The 17,205-nt window shown below is 73.0% G+C and carries 20 protein-coding genes; 1 reads left to right on the plus strand and 19 read right to left on the minus strand.

The annotated features are described in order from the left end of the window. Positions 1-19: 19 nt before the first annotated feature. From hisH to hisD, 5 genes are read right to left on the minus strand one after another with little or no spacing between them, the layout of a single operon-like run. Complete coding sequence (gene hisH, locus AB0877_RS12910; RefSeq protein ID WP_366608756.1) at positions 20-652, minus strand: imidazole glycerol phosphate synthase subunit HisH; 633 nt, start codon at positions 650-652, stop codon at positions 20-22. A gap of 13 nt (positions 653-665) precedes the next feature. Continuing rightward, positions 666-836, minus strand: a complete 171-nt coding sequence (locus AB0877_RS12915) for a hypothetical protein (RefSeq protein ID WP_167362522.1) — start codon at positions 834-836, stop codon at positions 666-668. A 58-nt stretch (positions 837-894) separates the two neighbouring features. Then, positions 895-1,506: an imidazoleglycerol-phosphate dehydratase HisB gene (gene hisB, locus AB0877_RS12920; RefSeq protein WP_366608757.1), complete on the minus strand. Its 612-nt coding sequence runs from the start codon at positions 1,504-1,506 to the stop codon at positions 895-897. Beyond that, positions 1,503-2,576, minus strand: coding sequence for a histidinol-phosphate transaminase (locus AB0877_RS12925; RefSeq protein WP_366608758.1), 1,074 nt, complete (start codon positions 2,574-2,576; stop codon positions 1,503-1,505). The genes hisB and AB0877_RS12925 overlap by 4 nt, the downstream gene beginning before the upstream one ends. After that, positions 2,573-3,895 (minus strand): histidinol dehydrogenase, encoded by a 1,323-nt coding sequence (hisD, locus tag AB0877_RS12930; protein ID WP_366608759.1) that lies wholly within the window; start codon positions 3,893-3,895, stop codon positions 2,573-2,575. Before hisD ends, AB0877_RS12925 begins: the two co-directional genes overlap by 4 nt. A 106-nt stretch (positions 3,896-4,001) precedes the next feature. Here hisD and AB0877_RS12935 point away from each other — a divergent pair, with 106 nt between their 5' ends. Beyond that, the gene (locus tag AB0877_RS12935; RefSeq protein ID WP_366608760.1) at positions 4,002-4,709 is read left to right on the plus strand and encodes an LON peptidase substrate-binding domain-containing protein; all 708 of its coding nucleotides are present in this window, start codon (positions 4,002-4,004) and stop codon (positions 4,707-4,709) included. Here AB0877_RS12935 and AB0877_RS12940 read toward each other — a convergent pair. The 14 genes from AB0877_RS12940 to ftsZ form a co-directional block, all read right to left on the minus strand. Beyond that, a complete protein-coding gene (locus AB0877_RS12940; RefSeq protein ID WP_366608761.1) occupies positions 4,624-5,454 on the minus strand; it encodes a DUF2567 domain-containing protein in 831 nt (276 codons plus the stop codon). The genes AB0877_RS12935 and AB0877_RS12940 overlap by 86 nt on opposite strands. A 56-nt stretch (positions 5,455-5,510) precedes the next feature. Further along, positions 5,511-7,208: an AAA family ATPase gene (locus AB0877_RS12945; protein WP_366608762.1), complete on the minus strand. Its 1,698-nt coding sequence runs from the start codon at positions 7,206-7,208 to the stop codon at positions 5,511-5,513. Between the two features lie 74 nt (positions 7,209-7,282). Next, positions 7,283-8,314: a hypothetical protein gene (locus tag AB0877_RS12950; protein WP_366608763.1), complete on the minus strand. Its 1,032-nt coding sequence runs from the start codon at positions 8,312-8,314 to the stop codon at positions 7,283-7,285. A gap of 42 nt (positions 8,315-8,356) precedes the next feature. Then, positions 8,357-9,301, minus strand: a complete 945-nt coding sequence (locus AB0877_RS12955) for an RluA family pseudouridine synthase (RefSeq protein WP_091407730.1) — start codon at positions 9,299-9,301, stop codon at positions 8,357-8,359. Next, positions 9,298-9,912, minus strand: coding sequence for a signal peptidase II (gene lspA / locus AB0877_RS12960; RefSeq protein ID WP_366608764.1), 615 nt, complete (start codon positions 9,910-9,912; stop codon positions 9,298-9,300). The genes AB0877_RS12955 and lspA overlap by 4 nt, the downstream gene beginning before the upstream one ends. A gap of 64 nt (positions 9,913-9,976) precedes the next feature. Further along, positions 9,977-10,396, minus strand: coding sequence for a TraR/DksA C4-type zinc finger protein (locus tag AB0877_RS12965; protein ID WP_366608765.1), 420 nt, complete (start codon positions 10,394-10,396; stop codon positions 9,977-9,979). A 225-nt stretch (positions 10,397-10,621) separates the two neighbouring features. Then, positions 10,622-12,121 (minus strand): potassium/proton antiporter, encoded by a 1,500-nt coding sequence (locus AB0877_RS12970; protein WP_366608766.1) that lies wholly within the window; start codon positions 12,119-12,121, stop codon positions 10,622-10,624. Positions 12,122-12,143: 22 nt separating this feature from the next. Further along, positions 12,144-12,449 (minus strand): DUF167 domain-containing protein, encoded by a 306-nt coding sequence (locus AB0877_RS12975; RefSeq protein WP_366608767.1) that lies wholly within the window; start codon positions 12,447-12,449, stop codon positions 12,144-12,146. Positions 12,450-12,459: 10 nt separating this feature from the next. Continuing rightward, entirely contained in the window at positions 12,460-13,173 is a 714-nt protein-coding gene (locus AB0877_RS12980; protein WP_366608768.1) for a hypothetical protein, read from the minus strand. Positions 13,174-13,253: 80 nt separating this feature from the next. Further along, on the minus strand, positions 13,254-14,063 hold the full coding sequence (locus tag AB0877_RS12985) for a DivIVA domain-containing protein (RefSeq protein WP_357354875.1): 810 nt from the start codon (positions 14,061-14,063) through the stop codon (positions 13,254-13,256). A 44-nt stretch (positions 14,064-14,107) separates the two neighbouring features. Beyond that, complete coding sequence (locus AB0877_RS12990; protein WP_366608769.1) at positions 14,108-14,413, minus strand: YggT family protein; 306 nt, start codon at positions 14,411-14,413, stop codon at positions 14,108-14,110. 30 nt (positions 14,414-14,443) lie between these two features. Continuing rightward, a complete protein-coding gene (gene sepF / locus AB0877_RS12995; protein ID WP_366608770.1) occupies positions 14,444-15,136 on the minus strand; it encodes a cell division protein SepF in 693 nt (230 codons plus the stop codon). A 192-nt stretch (positions 15,137-15,328) separates the two neighbouring features. Beyond that, complete coding sequence (locus tag AB0877_RS13000) at positions 15,329-16,072, minus strand: YggS family pyridoxal phosphate-dependent enzyme (protein ID WP_366608771.1); 744 nt, start codon at positions 16,070-16,072, stop codon at positions 15,329-15,331. 9 nt (positions 16,073-16,081) lie between these two features. Further along, entirely contained in the window at positions 16,082-17,197 is a 1,116-nt protein-coding gene (ftsZ, locus tag AB0877_RS13005; protein WP_366608772.1) for a cell division protein FtsZ, read from the minus strand. Positions 17,198-17,205 lie beyond the last annotated feature (8 nt).

Raw genomic sequence — 17,205 nt, forward strand, 5'->3', positions numbered from 1 at the left:
GGGCACCGCGCGACGGCGCTCAGTCACCGCTGGGCAACGTGGCGAGCCAGTTGCGCAACAGCGCGGCACCGGTGTCGGCGGACTTCTCCGGGTGGAACTGGGCCGCCGACAACGAGCCACGCTCCACCGCCGCGACGAAATCCGTGTCGTGGTGGGCGGTGGTCACCGTGGCACCGGCGGCGGCCAACACCGCCGGGTCACCCATCGCGTACGAGTGGACGAAGTAGAACCGGCTCTGCTGCGTCAACCCGGCGAACAGCACCGACTCCCGCGGAGCCCGGACCGTGTTCCAGCCCATGTGCGGCAACCGGGTGGCGGCCAACCGGGTCACCCCGCCGGGCAGCAGCCCCAGCCCCTTGGTCACCACGCCGTGCTCGTCACCGTGCTCGAAGAGCACCTGCATGCCCACGCAGATGCCGAGCACCGGCCGGCCGGCGGCCACCCGTTCGGCGATCACCGGGCCGGCGCCCAGCGCCTCGATCCCCGCCATGCACGCCGCGTACGCGCCCACACCCGGCACCACCAGACCGTCGGCGGCAGCCGCCGCGGCCAGGTCGGAAGTCACCCGGACGTCCGCTCCGGCGGCGGCCAGCGCCCGCTCCGCCGAGCGCAGGTTGCCCGAGCCGTAGTCGAGCACCACCACGTCACTCATGTCGTCACCCCGATCACCCGTTCTCCGGCAGCAGCCGCAGCACCCCGGCGACAGTGGCGAGCACCGCGAGCGCCGCGGTGATCAGCACGGCGGCCTTCGGCGCGCCCTGCCGGTAGAGCGACCAGGTGCCGCCCACCAGCACCCCGGCCAGGATCAGCAGCAACGTCGGCAACGCGGCACCCATCAGCGCCACCCTTCATTCGCGACTGCGGGGCTCCGCCGCGCTGCAACCCTCGCGCTCATCAGAGCGCGCCCTTCGTGCTCGGGATCGAACCGGCGGAACGCGGGTCGATCGAGGTGGCCTCGCGCAACGCGCGGGAGACCGCCTTGAACTGCGCCTCCACCACGTGGTGCGCGTCCGGGTGACCACCCGGCCGGGCCGCCCGCAGCACGTCGACGTGCAGCGTGACCCGGGCCGCCTGACCGAAGGACTCCCAGATGTGCCGGGTCATGCTGGTCGCGTACACCGGCCCGATGTACGGGGCGAGCACCGGCTCGTCGTGCACCACGTACGGCCGACCGGAGAGGTCCACAGCGGCCCGGACCAGCACCTCGTCCATCGGCACCGTCGCCGAGCCGTACCGTCGGATGCCGGCCTTGTCGCCCAGCGCCTGGTCGAACGCCGCACCCAGCGCCAGCGCGGTGTCCTCGATCGTGTGGTGCGCGTCGATCTCCAGGTCACCCACCGTGCGCACGGTCAGGTCGAAGCCGCCGTGCCGGGCGATCTGGTGCAGCATGTGGTCGTAGAAGCCGACGCCGGTGCTGATCTCGGCGGCACCGGTGCCATCGAGATCGATCTCGACGAGGACCTTGGTCTCCTTGGTGATCCGTTCCACCCGGGCGGTCCGACTCATTGCGAAGTCTCCATTGCAGAAAGGAAGGCGTCGGTCTCGGCGGCGGTGCCGGCGGTCACCCGCAGCCAGCCGGGCAGGCCGACGTCACGGACCAGCACCCCCTGCGCCAGCAGGGCGTTCCAGACGATGGTCTGGTCGCCGCCCACCTCGAAGAGCACGAAGTTGGCGTCGCTGTCGGCGACCCGCAACCCCCGCTCGCGCAGCGTCGCCACGATCCGGTCCCGCTGCGCCATGATCGCGCTCACCGTACCGAGAAGGGCATCGCGGTGCGCCACCGCCGCGCGTGCGGCGGCCTGGGTGAGCGCGGAGAGATGGTACGGCAGACGGACGAGCTGCACCGCCCGCACCACCGCCGGGTCGGCGGCCAGGTAACCCAGCCGGCCACCGGCGAAGCCGAACGCCTTGCTCATCGTCCGGGTGACCACCAGCCGCGGGTGGCCGGGCAGCACCGCGAGGGCGCTGACCGTCCCGGGCCGGGCGAACTCGGCGTACGCCTCGTCCACGACGACCATGCCGGGCGCGACGTCGAGCACCGCGGCGATCACCGCCGGGTCCAGCGCCGTACCGGTGGGGTTGTTCGGCGAACAGAGGAAGACCACGTCCGGCCGGTGCTCCCGGACCTGCGCGACCGCCTCCTCGGCGGTCAACCCGAAGTCGAGGCCGCGCGCGGCGGGCACCCACCGGGTGCCGGTGCCGAGGGCCAGCAGCGGGTGCATCGAGTACGCCGGAACGAAGCCGAGCGCGGTGCGCCCCGGCCCGCCGAACGCCTGGAGCAGCTGCTGCTGGATCTCGTTGGAGCCGTTGGCCGCCCACACCTGCTCGACGGTGAGCCCGTGCCCGAGATAGTCGGCCAGGTCGGCGCGGAGCGCCACCGCGTCCCGGTCCGGGTAACGGTTCAGCTCGCGCAGCTCGGCCGCGAGCGCCTTGCCGATCGCCTCGACCACCGGCTCCGGGACCGGGTGGGAATTCTCGTTGGTGTTGAGCCGCACCGGCACGTCCAACTGCGGCGCCCCGTACGGCGACAGCCCTCGCAGGTCGTCGCGGATCGGAAGGTCGTCCAGACTGGTCACGCCGGCCCTCCGGGGAAACGCGCCTGGACCGCCTGGCCGTGCGCGGGCAGGTCCTCCACGGTGGCCAGGGTGACCACGTGCGGGGCCACGTCACGCAGCGCGGCCTCGGTGTATTCGATCAGGTGCACACCGCGCAGGAACGACTGCACGGACAGGCCCGACGAGTGCCGGGCGCAGCCGCCGGTGGGCAGCACGTGGTTGGAGCCGGCGCAGTAGTCGCCGAGCGACACCGGCGACCAGGCGCCCACGAAGATCGCCCCGGCGTTGCGGACCCGCAGCGCCCACTCCCGGGCGTCGACCGTCTGGATCTCCAGGTGCTCGGCCGCGTACGCGTCGACCACCCGCAGCCCAGCCTCAAGGTCGTCGACCAGGACCACGCCGCTCTGCTCACCGGTCAGCGCCGTGGTGACCCGCTCGGTGTGCTTGGTCGCCGGCACCTGCCGGGCCAGCTCCGCCTCGACCGCCTCGACCAGCGCCACCGACGGGGTGACCAGCACGCTCGCGGCGAGCGGGTCGTGCTCGGCCTGACTGATCAGGTCGGCGGCCACGTGCGCCGGGTCGGCGGTGTCGTCGGCCAGGATGGCGATCTCGGTCGGCCCGGCCTCGGCGTCGATGCCGACCACGCCGCGCAGCAGCCGCTTGGCGGCGGTGACCCAGATGTTGCCGGGGCCGGTGATCAGGTCGACCGGGTCGCAGCGCAGCTCGCCCAGCGGGTCGACTGCCGCGCCGTAGGCCAGCATCGCCACCGCCTGGGCCCCGCCCACGGCGTACACCTCGTCGACGCCGAGCAGCGCGCACGCGGCGAGCACCCGGGCGTCGGGCAGGCCGCCGTTGTCCTTCTGCGGCGGGCTGACCACCACCAGCGAGCGCACCCCGGCCGCCTGGGCGGGCACCACGTTCATCACCACCGTCGACGGGTACATCGCCAGGCCACCGGGCACGTAGAGGCCGACCCGGTCGACCGGCAGCCACCTCTCGGTGACAGTGCCGCCGGGCACCACCTGGGTGACGTGGTCGGTGCGCCGCTGGTCGGCGTGCACCCGGCGGGCCCGGGCGATGGACTCCAGCAGCGCGGCACGCACCGCCGGGTCGAGCACCCCCTCCGCCTCGGTGATCGCCTCGACCGGCACCCGCAGCACCTCCGGGGAGATGCCGTCGAACCGCTCGCTGGCTTCCCGGATCGCCGGGTACCCATGCTCACGGACCGCCTCCACCAGCGGACGGATGCGCTCGACGGCGACGGACACGTCGAGCTGGGCACGGGGCAGCAGGCGGCGCGGGTCACCGAGACCGTCGCGCAGGTCGATCCGATTCAGCACCCTTGCGAGTCTAGGCGGCCGGTCCGACGCCCACCCGAGCCGCCCGTACGCCGGGACGGTGAGCCGGGCCACGCCGCCACGGGTGAGATTGGTTAGGCTCGACCATGTGACCGCACGGCTGCCGGTGTTCCCGCTCGCAACGGTGCTCTTTCCCGGGTTGGTGCTGCCGCTGCACATCTTCGAGGAGCGCTACCGGGCGCTGGTCCGACACCTGGTCGGCCTGCCCGACGGTGCTCCGCGCGAGTTCGGCGTGGTGGCCATCCAGTCCGGCTGGGAGGTCGCGCCCGCCGGTCCCGCCGGCGCGCCGGCCGCCCCGGGCGTCGGCCAGGTGACGCTGCACGAGGTGGGCTGCACCGCCGAGCTGCGCCAGGTGACCGAGTTGACCGACGGTGGTTACGACATCGTCACTGTCGGTCGGCGTCGTTTCCGGATCGCCGAGGTCGACGACAGCGCCGAGCCCTACCTGACCGCCGACGTCGAGTGGCTGCCCGACCAGGGCGGCCCGGACGAGGTGGCCGACCTGCTGGCCGCCCGGGTGATCGCGGTGTTCCGGCAGTACCTCGGCCTGATCCGCTCCGACCCGGAAGAGATCTCCGAGCAGTTGCCGGAGGACCCGACCGTGCTCTCGCACCTGGTGGCGGCGACCGCGGCGCTCACCGTCGACGACCGGCAACGGCTGCTGGCGATCGACGACACCGCCTCCCGGCTCCGCGCCGAGCTGCGGTTGCTCAACCGCGAGGCGGCTCTGCTGCGTCAGGTGCGGGCGGTTCCGGTGCCGCTGTCGGAGCTGGCGTCCCCGCCGGCACCCAACTGAACTCTCCCGGCTCGGGTTCGGGGCGCAGCCCCGGCCACCGCGACCAGCCGGCGAGCAGCGTGTACATGACCGCGGCCCCGAACGCCGGCAGCAGCAGGTTGCCGTGCGGCACCGGCAGCACGCCGAGCAGCCAGTCCACCCCACCGGCGCGCAGGTCGGCGGGTTTGCTGAACGCCTGCCCGGCCGGGGCGGTCGCCAGCAGCCGTTCGAAGGTGGCCAGACCGATCCGCCGGCCCACCTGCCAGGCCACCGGCGCGGCGACCAGGGTGCCGAGCACCGCGGCCAGCAGCCCGACCGGGCCGCGCCGCCGTCGCAGCACGAACCACAGAGCGAGCGCCACGAGCAGCCCGAAGGCGAGCCCGAGCAGGCTGAACCAGCCGTCGGCGGCGATCGGCTGCTCCGGTTGCGGCTCGGCGTAGATCGCCCCCTCGGCGGTCTTGAGCACCGGAGTGTCCGGGGCGAGCGCGGCCCAGAGCAGCCCGAGCGGAACACCCAGCGCGGCGAGCGCGAGCACGACGCCCAGCACCGTCGCCAGGGCACGCAGCGGACGACGCGGTTCGTCGAACCGCAGCTCCAGCGAGCTCAGGTACGCCGCCGAGGCCGGCGGTTGACCCGGACCGAACTCGCCCGGCGCCGTCCCGGCCGACGGGTCGACCCGCGGCGGTTGCGCGTCCGGCGTACGGGGTGGCGTGGGTTGGTCGGGCTCGTCGACGGGCCGCTCACGGTCGGGGTTGTCCGGGCTCACCCGATGATCCTCTCAGGCCCGGCGCCCGGCCGGGGCTCCGGTGGCGGCAGAGCAGCTCACCGGGCGAACGGCTCCACCATCATCGCCGCGGCCCGCAGCCACGCCTGCCGGGTCTCCGGCTGGAGCTGGTGGTACTCGATCGACGACCCGGTCTCCAGCGCCGGGTCGTACGGTACGACGGCCACGCCCCTGGTACGGGTGGCGAAGTGCCGTTCCAGGTCGTCCTGGAGCGTCGAGCGACCCGGGGTCGGGCAGGAGATGAGAGTGATCGCGTTGTCCGCCAACTCGCCCATGCCCTCCTCGTGCAGCAGGTCGAGCATCCAGTCCGCGCTGAACGCCGCGTCCTCCCGGGGCACCGTGGTCACCACCAGTTGGTCGGCGGCCTGCATCACGGTGCGCCAGTTGGGGCTCTCCACGTTGTTGCCGGTGTCGACGCAGACCACGTCGTGGGTGCGCCGCAGCAGCTCCAGCACCCGCCGGACGGTGAACTGGTCCAGTCGCTGGGCGAAGCGCGGGCTCTCCTCGCCGGCCAGCACGTCGTACGAGCCGTCGGAGGCGTGCCGCAGATAGTCGTCCAGCCGGTCCAGCAGGGTCGCGCCCTCCAGGATCTCGATCTGGGCGAGGTCGCTGATCAGGTGCCGGATCGTCCGGGCGTGCCGCGCGCTGCCGGCGCGCAGGCCGAGGGTGCCGCGCAGCTCGTTGTCGTCCCAGGCCAGCACGCCCTTGCCGCGGACGCTGCCGACCGTCGCCGCGGCGAGCACGGTGGCGGTCGTCTTGTGCACTCCGCCCTTGGGGTTGGCGAAGGCGAAGACCCGGGGTGTGCCGAGGTCCCGTTGGAGCACTCCGTTGGCGCGCTCCTGCTCCTGGTCGACGGCCGGTGGACGCCATTCGACCCGGGCCGGGTAGGCACGTTCGGCGACCGCCGAGCCGACCGCCGGCGCGGGTGGTGGCGGGACGGGCACGGCAACCGGCGGCGCGGCGACCGGCGGTGACGGGGCGGCCGGGTAGCCGGTCTCCGGCTGGTAGCCGGTCTCCAGCAGGGCGTACCGCGATTCCGCCGGCGGGTCGCCCGGTCGGTAGCCGTTGTCCAGCAACGCGTAGCGCGACGGGACCGGGTCGGGGCCGCGGGCCGGCGGCTCGGGCTCGGCCGGGTACGCCGGCTCGGCCCGGTAGTCCGGCTCGGCCCGGTAGTTCGGCTCGGCCCGGTACGCCGGCTCGGCCCGGTAGTCCGGCTCGGCCCGGTAGTCCGGCTCGGCCCGGTAGCCGGGCGTCGCGCGGTAGTCCGGCTCAGCGCGGTAGCCGGGCGTCGCGCGGTAGTCCGGTTCAGCCCGGTAGCCGGGCTCGGCGCGGTAGTCCGGCTGCTCGGTCCGGTACGCCGGTTCCGCTCGATAGTCCGGCTCGGCCCGATAACCCGGCTCGGTCCGGTACGCGGGCTCGGCCCGGTAATCCGGCTCGGCCCGGTACGCGGGGTCGACCCGGTAGGTCGCCTCGGCCCGGTAAGCAGGCTCCGCGCCGTACGACAGGTCGGCCGGATGCCCGATGGCGGGTGCCCGCCCGGCGTAGCCGTTGGGGGCCGCACGCCGCGGCAGCGGGTCCGGCGGCGGTTCCTCGCCACGCCGATCCGGCTCGGTCTGCTCCGCGCCGCGACCGCCCAGCCGGGCACGGTCCAACAGCGCGCGCCACCGCGGCGCTGGTTCGGCCGGCCGGCCCCAGCCGGTCTCACTGCCCTCCACGGCCCGCCCTCCCAGCGCCATCGATCTCTGTCTGACAGGCTACGAACCCAACCCTATTCGGACCACACCTCAGAGCGCACACCAGCCGGCGCAGATCACGACGACGGCGATGGCGGCAAGGGCTCGCTGAGGGTGGCGTCCGGCGAGGTGGTGACACTCGGCGGCGTCGACTCGGTGGGCTCCGGCGTCGACGGTTCGGGTGACGGAATCGTCACGACTGGTGCGGGTTCCGACGATTCGCCCACGGAGGCCGACGGCGCCGGCGCGCTGACCATCGGCGCCGGCCGCTCGGACCGGGTCGGCACCGGGCTCGGCCCCGTGTCGGCCGGCGGGCGCACCACGTCACGCTGCTCCGGCAGGGGTGGCGTGAAAACCGTCCGGTCCAGCCGGTACACCTCGGGGGCGGGGTCGACCGCCCGTACGTCCGGCCGGGCCGCCACACCGCGCAGCGCCACCGGCGTCGCGCGCACCACCGCCGCGTAGACGCAGGCGCAGCCGGTGCGGTACGCGGCCGCCTCGGCGGCGGCCACCTCGGCGCCGCTGACGTACTGCTCCCGCAACTCCCGCTGGCCAACCCCGTCGCCGTCGACGGCGGCGGCCCTGGCCCGGTAGTCGGCGGCCTCGGTCTCCTTGCGGGCCGCCACCTGTTCCATCCCGGCGACCACGTCGTCGGGCACCCGCAGCGCGGGGATCTTGACGATCTCGGTCTGCCGGCCGGGCAGCGGAACCCGCCCGAAGACGGTGGAGACCCCCACGTCGCCGAGCACCGTCGCCAGCCGCTGCGGAGGCAGGTACACGTCGAGCGTGACCAGCGCGTACGTCCCGCCCTCGGCGGCCGCAGCGGACGCGGGCAGCGCCGCCAGGTCGGCCGCGGCGGAGCGCAGGTAGCCGGGGACGGAGTCGCCGTCGGCAACGCCGACCCGGGTCACCTCGCCGACAGTCCGGTCGCCGACCGGGCTGTCGTCGACGGCCCAGACGGCGGTGCCCAACACCGCCGCCGCGGAGAGCACCGCGGCCCAACTGAGCACGCCGGAGCGCGCCGACCGGTCGCCCAGCCGGGCCACCGCCCGGGTCAGCGGCGGCAGCAGCCGCTGGTCCAGCTGCCGCAGCAGGTTGCCGGCGCGCACGGGCGGGATCCCCTCTGTGAAACGGTGTCGGGCGGTCGCCGCTCAGTCACGCAGGATCTGAAGCGCACGGTCCAGATCGTCAGGGTAGTCGCTGACGAACCGGACCTCGTCCCCCGTTCGGGGATGCAAAAAGCTCAGTTCGCGGGCGTGCAGCCACTGTCGGGCCAGGCCGAGACGGGCCGAGAGGGTGGGATCGGCGCCGTAGGTGAGGTCACCCACACAGGGGTGCCGCAGGGTGGAGAAGTGCACCCGGATCTGGTGGGTCCGGCCGGTCTCCAGCCGGACGTCGACCAGACTCGCCGCCGGGAACGCCTCCAGGGTGTCGTAGTGGGTGATGCTCGGCTTGCCGCCGGACACCACAGCCCAGCGGTAGTCGTGGGTGGGGTGCCGGTCGATCGGCGCGTCGACGGTGCCCCGCAGCGGGTCCAGATGACCCTGCACCACCGCGTGGTAGCCCTTGTCGACCTCGCGGTACTTGAAGGCCCGCTTCAACGCCGTGTACGCCTGCTCACTCTTGGCCACCACCATGATCCCGGTGGTGCCCACGTCGAGCCGGTGCACCACGCCCTGGCGTTCGGCGGCGCCGCTGGTGGAGATGCGGTGCCCGATCGCGGCGAGCGCGCCGATCACCGTCGGCCCGGTCCACCCGGGGCTCGGGTGCGCGGCCACCCCGACCGGCTTGTCGACCACGACGATGTCGTCGTCGGCGTAGACGACCCGCAGGCCGGGCACCGCCTGCGGCACCACCGTCGGCGGTGCGACCGGGGCGGGCAGCGTGACATCCAGCCAGGAGCCGGCCTTGACCTTGTGCGAGTTGGGCCGGGCGGAGCCGTCGACCAGCGCGTCCCCGGCGTCGACCAGGGCGGCGGCGGCGGTGCGGGAGAGCCCGAACAGGCGGGACACGGCCTGGTCCAGGCGCATGCCGTCGAGGCCGTCCGGAACCGGAAGGGAACGGTGGTCGCCGCCAGCGGCGAACGCCGAGGTCATGCCCGCTCCCGCTGCTCGGTGCCCGGCGCGGCGTCCGTCGTGGCCGGGTCGCCGTCGCGCCCCGCCCGCCGGCCGTCACGCTGGCGGCCGGTCAGCTCCAACAGGACGGCCAGCAGCACGCCGCAGACCAGCGAACTGTCCGCCAGGTTGAACACCGGCCAGACCTGACCGTACGGGTCGAAGAGGCTGATCATGTCGACCACGTGCCCGTGGAACGGGGACGGCGCCCGGAAGATCCGGTCGACGAGGTTGCCCAACGCACCGCCGAGCACCAGGCCGAGCGACACCGCCCAGGGCAGCGAGCGCAGCCGCAGCGCCATCCACACGATCCAGCCGACCACACCGATGGTGATCAGTGGGAAGACCCAGGTGTGGTCCGCGCCGATGCTCCAGGCCGCACCGCTGTTGCGGGTCAGGCTCAGGTAGACGAACCCGCCGAGCAGCCGGACCGGCTCTCGGTCGGTCAGCGCGGCCAGCGCGAGGTGCTTGGTGACCAGGTCGGCCAGCAGGGCCACCAGGGCGACCCCGGCGAGAATCGCGACGGCCCGGGGCCGGCGGGTGCCGCCGCCCGGATCGGTGCGGCCGGGTTCGGCGGACGGTACTGCGGTCATGCGCTCCCCATCGACAGTCTCGGCGGTGATCGCTCACCGTCTCATCGCCGCCGGGGAACGGACCTCAGCGCCGCTCCTCCAGCTGCTTGCACGTCACACACAGGGTGGCCGACGGGAAGGCGGCGAGGCGCTCGACCGGGATCGGGTTGCCGCACCGCTCGCACCAGCCGTAACCACCCTCGTCGAGGCGCTCCAGAGCGCGCTCCACCTGCGTGATCCGTTCCAGAATGCTGTTGGCGAGAGAGATCTCCTGCTCCCGCTCGAGCGTCTTGGTGCCCGTGTCGGCCTGGTCGTCCCCGGCCGAGTCGGTCAGCCGATCGCGCTGCAGCTCGGTGATCTCACTCAGCGTCTGATCGTACTCGGCACGAAGGTCGTCCCGCCGCGCCGCCAGCGCCGCCCGGATCTTCTCGGTCTCCGCCGTGCTGCGGGTGGCCTTCGCCACCGGCTTGCGCCCGGCGGTCCTGGTGTCGGATGGCTTCGCCATGGGTCGCTCCCTCGGCCGGGGAACCGCGCGGGCCGCGGCGCCTGGTCAGGGGGCGCCGACAAAGGCGTCCCCTATGGACGAAAAGGGGCGCACGGCGACGATGGCCGCGCACTCCCGAGGTTGGCAAGAATACGGAACGTACAGGCGTCCGACAACGTGCCGCACCGTCGCACCGTCTAACAGCCCCTAGCCATGCCTAACTGGGGCAAAGGGAACGCTAGCAGATCAATTGGGCACCTCATCGCCGTACTCACCAAACCATCGGGCCAGCCGACCCCGCCGACTGACCGCCCGCAGCCGCCGTTCCGCCGCGTCCCGCACCCCGGCGGTCGCCACGATCAGCAGACTGTCGCCGGTCTTCAACCGGGTGTCCGGGGCCGGCACGAAGCCCACGCCGTCGCGCAGCACCAGGGTCACCGACGCGCCCAGCGGAAGGCGCAGCTCGTCGACGTGCACCCCGGCCAGTCGTGAGCCCGGTGGCACCTCCACCTGGAGCAGGTCCGCCCGCATCCGCTCCAGCGGCGCGGTCTCCACGTGGATCTCGGCGGCCTCAGCCGGCGCGGTCACCCGCAACCGGCGGGCGAACGGCCCCAACGTCCCGGTCTGCACCAGCGTGAAGATCACCACCAGCACGAAGACCACGTCGAAGAGCCGCTCCGCGCCGGGCACCCGCTCGGAGAGCGGAATGGTGGCCAGGACGATCGGCACCGCCCCGCGCAGCCCGGCCCAGGACAGGAACGCCTGCTCCCGAAGCCCGACCCGGAACGGCAACGCCGAGACGGCCACCGACAACGGCCGGGCCAGGAGCACCAGAGCCAGCCCGGCGACCACCGCGGGCAGCACCGCCGCGTCCAGCCGGCCCGGCGAGGCCAGCAACCCGAGCAGCACGAACAACCCGATCTGGGCGAGCCAGGCCAACCCGTCCGCGAAACCGAGAATCGCCTGCCGGTGCGACAGGCGGGCATTGCCCAGCAGCACCCCGGCCACATAGACGGCGAGGAAGCCCGAGGCGTGCAGGACGGCCCCGGCGGCGTACGCCAGCACCGTGATGCCCACCGCGGCGATCGGGTAGAGCCCGGCCGAGGGCAGCGCGGCCCGGCGCAGCGCCCACGTGCCGGCGACGCCGGCGGCGACGCCCACCGCCGCGCCGACGCCCAGCTCGTAACAGACCAACGCGACCTCGTACCACCACGGGTGTGCGAAACCCCGGTGGGACAGCAGCACCACCAGCAGCACCACCGGGGCGTCGTTCATCCCCGACTCGGCCTCCAGGGTCGCCACCAGCCGGGGCGGCAACCGCAGTCGGCGCAGAGTGGCGAAGACGGCCGCCGCGTCGGTGGACGAGAGCACCGCGCCGTAGAGCAGAGCCAACCGCCAGTCCAGCCCCAGCAGCAGGTGCACGGCCACGCCGACCACCACGATGCTGACGACCACGCCGACAGTGGACAGCGCGGAGGCCAGCCCCAGCACCGGGCGCAGCGTGGTCCACCGGGCGGTGAGCCCGCCCTCCGCGATGATCACGATGAGCGCGCAGAAGCCGAGGGTCCGGGTCAGCTCGACGTCGTCGAAACGGATGCCCAACCCGCTCTCGCCGATCGCCACACCCAGAGCCAGGTAGACCAGGAGGCTGGGCACACCGAGCCGGGTGGAGAGTCGCACCGCGCCGACAGCGACCAGCAGCACCGCCGCACCGAGCAGCAGCGCGATGTCCAACCCGGGCGTCACGGCTGCCTTGCCTGGACTGTCCTCACTCGGCGGATCCGTCACGCAGACGGCGCAGCACCTCGGGCAGGTCCGGGCCGGGCCGATCGACGAGGAAGAGCTTGTCCCGGCTGCCCGCGCCGGCACGCAGCGACACGAGGGCCGGCCGGACGCCCAACGCGCCGGCCAACGCCCGCCGGGCGGCCTCGGTGGCCCGCCCGTCGACGGCCGGGTCGTGGACCGCGATCACGAGGGCAGGCCCGTGCGGGCCGTCGAAGCGGCCACCCACCCGGTCCCGGGAGGCGCCGGGCTTCACCCGTACCGCCACTGTGAGCGTGTCCTGCGCGGGCACCGGCGCCGCTTCAGATCGGACGGGCGTCGGCGAGGAGAGCGGTCGCCGGCGCGCAGTGCGCGCACGGGGTGAAGCCGAGGTCCACCGCCTCGGCGACCGGCAACGTCTCGGGCTGCCAGCCGATCAGGTGGGGGCAGCCGTCCAGGTGGTAACGGGGGCGGCCGTCGACGACCTCGACAGCGTCGAGCAGTCGGGCCACCCGGGCCGCCTCGGCGGGCGTGATCTGCTGGGCGGCCGGCTCGTCGACCGCCGCGACCGCCGGGTCGAACACGTCGCCGGTCGACTCCGTGAGGGGCGACGCCGGGCTGACCGGCCGGGCCCGCGCAGGCGTCTCGTCCGCCGCACTCGCCATCGGCGACGCGTCGTCGACGCGCGGCGGGTCGACCGGCGGCTCGGGTGGTTGCCGCCACCCGGCGCCGCCGGTACCAAACGTCGTGGGCACGTGCTGGACCGGCACCTCCGGCTCGACCAGCGGCGGCCCGTACGCGACACCCGGTGTGGCCTGGCTGGCCGTGCGGGGCGCGTCGGGGTGTCGCCGGTCGGTCCGGCCGGGATCCGCCATGGCGCGGTTGGCGGCTGCCTGGCGGGCCCCCACCACCAACGCCACGGCGGCCAGCAGACTGGCCGCGATGGAGATGACCAACAAGAAGCTGGAGCCACCGGCCAGGCCGAGCACCAGTAGCACCACCGCGACGAGGATGAGCAGGAGACTTGCGACTATCACGGCTCACCCCCGCCGCGTCGAACCGTCCAGGCCGGGCCGGCGACCGTCACCATTGGCGGACAGCGATCGCCGGCCGGTGCTCAGCGTCCGGCTTCGAGGGCGCCGGAGCGCCCGCCGCCGCCGTACGAACCAGCGAGGCCCGCTGCGGCCAGCCCGTTGCCGCCAGTGACCCGGCCAGCTTCGGAGCGGGTCATCTCGGCTTCGAGGCCCTGGCCACGACCGTCGAGGTCACGCAGCTGGCTCTCCAGGTACGCCTTGAGCCGGGTGCGGTACTCGCGCTCGAACTGCTTGAGCTCCTCGATGTGCTTCTGCAGCGCCGTGCGCTTGGCGTCCAGGCCACCCATGGCCTCCTGGTGCCGCTGGCGGGCGTCCCGCTCAAGGGCGTCAGCCTTGGCGCGCGCCTCCCGGGTCACCTCCTCGGCCTTGCTGCGAGCCTCGGACAACAGCTGGTCGGCCTCGCGGCGAGCGTCGGACACGTGGTCGTCGGCGGTGCGCTGGGCCATCATCAGCACGCGCAGGGCCTGCTGCTCGCCGTCACCGGTGACGCCGCCGGCCGGGCCGCCGGTCGCGCGGACCTGCTCCAGCTCGGCCTGCATCGCGCGGGCAGCCTGCTCGGCCGCCGACTTGTCGCGCTGCACCCGGTCCAGTTGGGCCTTGACATCGTTGAGCTCCGCCGCCAGTCGGGCGTCGCCGCCGGGGCCGGCGGGGGCACCGCCACGGCCGCCGCGCTCCACCTGGGCGCGCAGCTCGTTGTTCTCCTCGATGAGACGGGCGAGCTCGCGCTCGACCTCATCGAGGAAGGCGTCGACCTCCTCCTCGTCATACCCCCGTTTGCCGATCGGCGGCTTTTTGAAGGCGACGTTGTGGACGTCGGCCGGGGTCAGCGGCATCGAAACTCCTCGGGTCAGTTGCGGCCGCGAAAGCGCGTCGGTCATCAGGCAGATGCCCTGATCGACGGCCCTAACACGAACTCCATCAGCACGAACAGGATAACCAGGAGCACAAGGGAGGCCAGGTCGATGCTCACGGTACCAATTCGCAGCGGAGGGATCACACGCCTCAACGCGTTGAGAGGGGGATCAGTGACGCTCCACACGGATTCCAATCCTGCCGATGCTCCACGCCCCGGTTGCCAGCGACGGCCGTACTGCAGGACGGCGCTCAACACGAACCGGGACAGAAGAACGAGCAGGAAGACATAAAGGATCAGGTACAGCACTTGCAGTAAGATCGACAACACGGTCAGCGACGTCCCTCGGGTCGGGCGGGATCAACTCAGACTGAAAAAGCCGCCCTCAGCGATCTTGGCTTTGTCCTCTGCGGTGACCTGGACGTTAGCCGGTGAGAGCAGGAACACCCGATTGGTCACGCGCTCGATCGTACCGCGCAGGCCGAACGCCAGCCCGGCGGCGAAGTCCACCAGACGGCGGGCATCCGCCTCATCCATCTCGGTGAGATTGATGATCACAGGGACACCGTCGCGGAAGTGCTCACCGATCGTGCGCGCCTCCCGGTAGGTGGTGGGGTGCAGCGTGGTGATCTGGTAACGCTGCTCCTCCTCGGGCAGGGCCCGCTCACGCGCCGTGACCTGCGGCGCGAGGGCCAGATTGTCCCGAGTGTGGTAGGTCAGCGCACCGGAGGTCTCGCCCACGGACGAGCGGGTGATGGACCGGACGCTGGACCGCTCGATCCGCTCCGGCCGCTCACCGTCACCGCGCTCGGACTCGCTCAACCGGCCGCTCGACCGCTCGGAGAGTCGACCCCGCCCACTGTCGCGCGGCCGGGGAGCCGGCGGCTCCTCGGCGTCGTCCTCGTCGTCGTCGGCGAACTCCTCGGAGTACCGGCTCTGCCGGTACCGCGAGTCGCGGTAGCCACCCTTGTCGTAGCCACCGTCGTCGTAGGCCCGCTCGTCGTCTTCTTCGACCAGACCGAGCCAGACCCCCGCCTTGCGCAGTGCACCCATCCCGCGCCCTTCCGTCCGCCGTGCGGCACGCGCCCCCGTGCCATGTCGCCCGTCGCGAGTGGACAACCATGCCCATCGGACCGGAACAGCAATCCCCCCGGCGCGCGATTCGCGTCGCGCGCCACGACCCCCGACCGGGAGACGCCCGCCCCTGAAACAACACTGATGTAATTTGCTTGTCTCGCGGTCAGGCTACCGCAGCGTGGGACGCATTCCGAGCAACGCGCTACCGACGCGGACATGTGTCGCGCCGTAACGGATCGCGGTGTCGAAATCCCCGCTCATGCCGGCGGACAGCGCGGTCGCTCCCGGATGGACAGCCCGAAACGCGTCGGCGACCTCCGCGAGCCGGGCGAACGCCCGCTCCGGCTCCCACCCCAGCGGAGCGACAGCCATGAGACCGACCAGACGCAACCCCGTTGCCTCGGCGACCGCCTCCGCCACCGGCTCCAGACCGGCGGCCGGATCCGCCGAGCCGGGCAGCGCGCCGCCCCGGGCCGCGTCGCCGTCAATGCTCACCTGGACCAGAGCGTCCAGCGGCTCGCGCCGGTCCGCGGTCGCGGTGGCCAACGCCCGGGCCAGCCGGACACTGTCGACGGAGTGCACCACGTCGGCGTAGCGGACCACCGAGCGGGCCTTGTTGCGCTGCAACTGGCCGATGAAGTGCCAGCGGGGACGCACCCCGGCGGCAGCCACCTCGGCGGCCTTGCCGGCGGCCTCCTGGTCCCGGTTCTCCCCCATGTCGGTCACCCCGAGCCCGGCCAGCGCCACCACGTCACTGGCCGGGTAGGTCTTCGTCACCGCGATCATGGTCACCTCGGCGGGGTCCCGGCCGGCCTGCGCGCAGGCGTCATCGACCCGGGACCGGACCTGGGCCAGACCGGCCGCGAGTTCGGCGTGCCGATCCGGTCGTACCGTGGCTGAGCTGTCGGTCATCGGCGGTGCTCAGGACCCGTTCTTGAGGAAGTCGGGAACGTCCACGTCGTCGAAGAGCACGCGACGCGGTGACTGGGCCGGGGCCGGGTTGGTGGCCGGCACGGGCGCCGGGGTGCTCTGCGGTGCGGGTTGGTTGGTGTTGGTCTTGCGGGTCGGTTCGGCCGCCTTGTACGCGGGCGTGCCGCCGTCGAAGCCCGCCGCGATGACAGTCACCCGCACCTCGTCACCGAGCGCGTCGTCGATGACAGCGCCGAAGATGATGTTGGCGTCCGGGTGAGCCGCGTCGGTGACCAGCTGGGCGGCGTCGTTGATCTCGAACAGGCCCAGGTCGGAGCCGCCGGCGATGGAGAGCAGCACGCCCCGCGCGCCGTCCATGCTCTGCTCCAGCAGCGGGCTGGAGATGGCCGCCTCGGCCGCCTCGACCGCGCGGTTCTCGCCGCGGGCGCTGCCGATGCCCATCAACGCGCTGCCGGCGCCGCTCATCACGCTCTTGACGTCGGCGAAGTCCAGGTTGATCAGACCCGGGGTGGTGATCAGGTCGGTGATGCCCTGCACACCCGAGAGCAGCACCTGGTCGGCCGTGCGGAACGCGTCCATCATGCTGATGTTGCGGTCGCCCAGGGCCAGCAGTCGGTCGTTCGGGATGACGATCAACGTGTCGCACTGGTTGCGGAGCTCGTCTATGCCGGTCTCGGCCTGCACCTGGCGGCGCTTGCCCTCGAAGGAGAACGGCCGGGTCACCACGCCGATGGTCAGCGCGCCGAGCTTGCGGGCGATGTTGGCCACCACGGGTGCGCCGCCGGTGCCGGTGCCGCCGCCCTCGCCGCAGGTCACGAAGACCATGTCGGCACCCTTGAGCACCTCCTCGATCTCGTCGCGGTGGTCCTCGGCGGCGTTCTTCCCGACGTCCGGGTTGGCCCCGGCCCCCAGGCCGCGGGTCAGCTCCCGACCGACGTCGAGCTTGACGTCGGCGTCGCTCATCAGCAGCGCCTGCGCGTCGGTGTTGATCGCGATGAACTCGACGCCCTTGAGCCCAACCTCGATCATCCGGTTGACGGCGTTGACGCCGCCACCCCCGATGCCGACGACCTTGATGACCGCCAGGTAGTTGTGCGGAGGTGTCATCTCCGGTC

This window comes from Micromonospora sp. NPDC047644, from assembly GCF_040704315.1.
GTDB lineage: Bacteria > Actinomycetota > Actinomycetes > Mycobacteriales > Micromonosporaceae > Micromonospora.

What these genes read in the sequence shown, in the direction of transcription:
- AB0877_RS12915 (WP_167362522.1), bottom strand. Translation starts at nt 836, where the DNA reads ATGGGTGCCGCGTTGCCGACGTTGCTGCTGATCCTGGCCGGGGTGCTG.
- AB0877_RS12985 (WP_357354875.1), bottom strand. Translation starts at nt 14,063, where the DNA reads ATGCCGCTGACCCCGGCCGACGTCCACAACGTCGCCTTCAAAAAGCCG.
- hisB (WP_366608757.1), bottom strand. Translation starts at nt 1,506, where the DNA reads ATGAGTCGGACCGCCCGGGTGGAACGGATCACCAAGGAGACCAAGGTC.
- AB0877_RS12945 (WP_366608762.1), bottom strand. Translation starts at nt 7,208, where the DNA reads ATGGCGCTGGGAGGGCGGGCCGTGGAGGGCAGTGAGACCGGCTGGGGC.
- AB0877_RS12955 (WP_091407730.1), bottom strand. Translation starts at nt 9,301, where the DNA reads ATGACCTCGGCGTTCGCCGCTGGCGGCGACCACCGTTCCCTTCCGGTT.
- AB0877_RS12965 (WP_366608765.1), bottom strand. Translation starts at nt 10,396, where the DNA reads ATGGCGAAGCCATCCGACACCAGGACCGCCGGGCGCAAGCCGGTGGCG.
- ftsZ (WP_366608772.1), bottom strand. Translation starts at nt 17,197, where the DNA reads ATGACACCTCCGCACAACTACCTGGCGGTCATCAAGGTCGTCGGCATC.
- lspA (WP_366608764.1), bottom strand. Translation starts at nt 9,912, where the DNA reads ATGACCGCAGTACCGTCCGCCGAACCCGGCCGCACCGATCCGGGCGGC.
- hisH (WP_366608756.1), bottom strand. Translation starts at nt 652, where the DNA reads ATGAGTGACGTGGTGGTGCTCGACTACGGCTCGGGCAACCTGCGCTCG.
- sepF (WP_366608770.1), bottom strand. Translation starts at nt 15,136, where the DNA reads ATGGGTGCACTGCGCAAGGCGGGGGTCTGGCTCGGTCTGGTCGAAGAA.
- AB0877_RS13000 (WP_366608771.1), bottom strand. Translation starts at nt 16,072, where the DNA reads ATGACCGACAGCTCAGCCACGGTACGACCGGATCGGCACGCCGAACTC.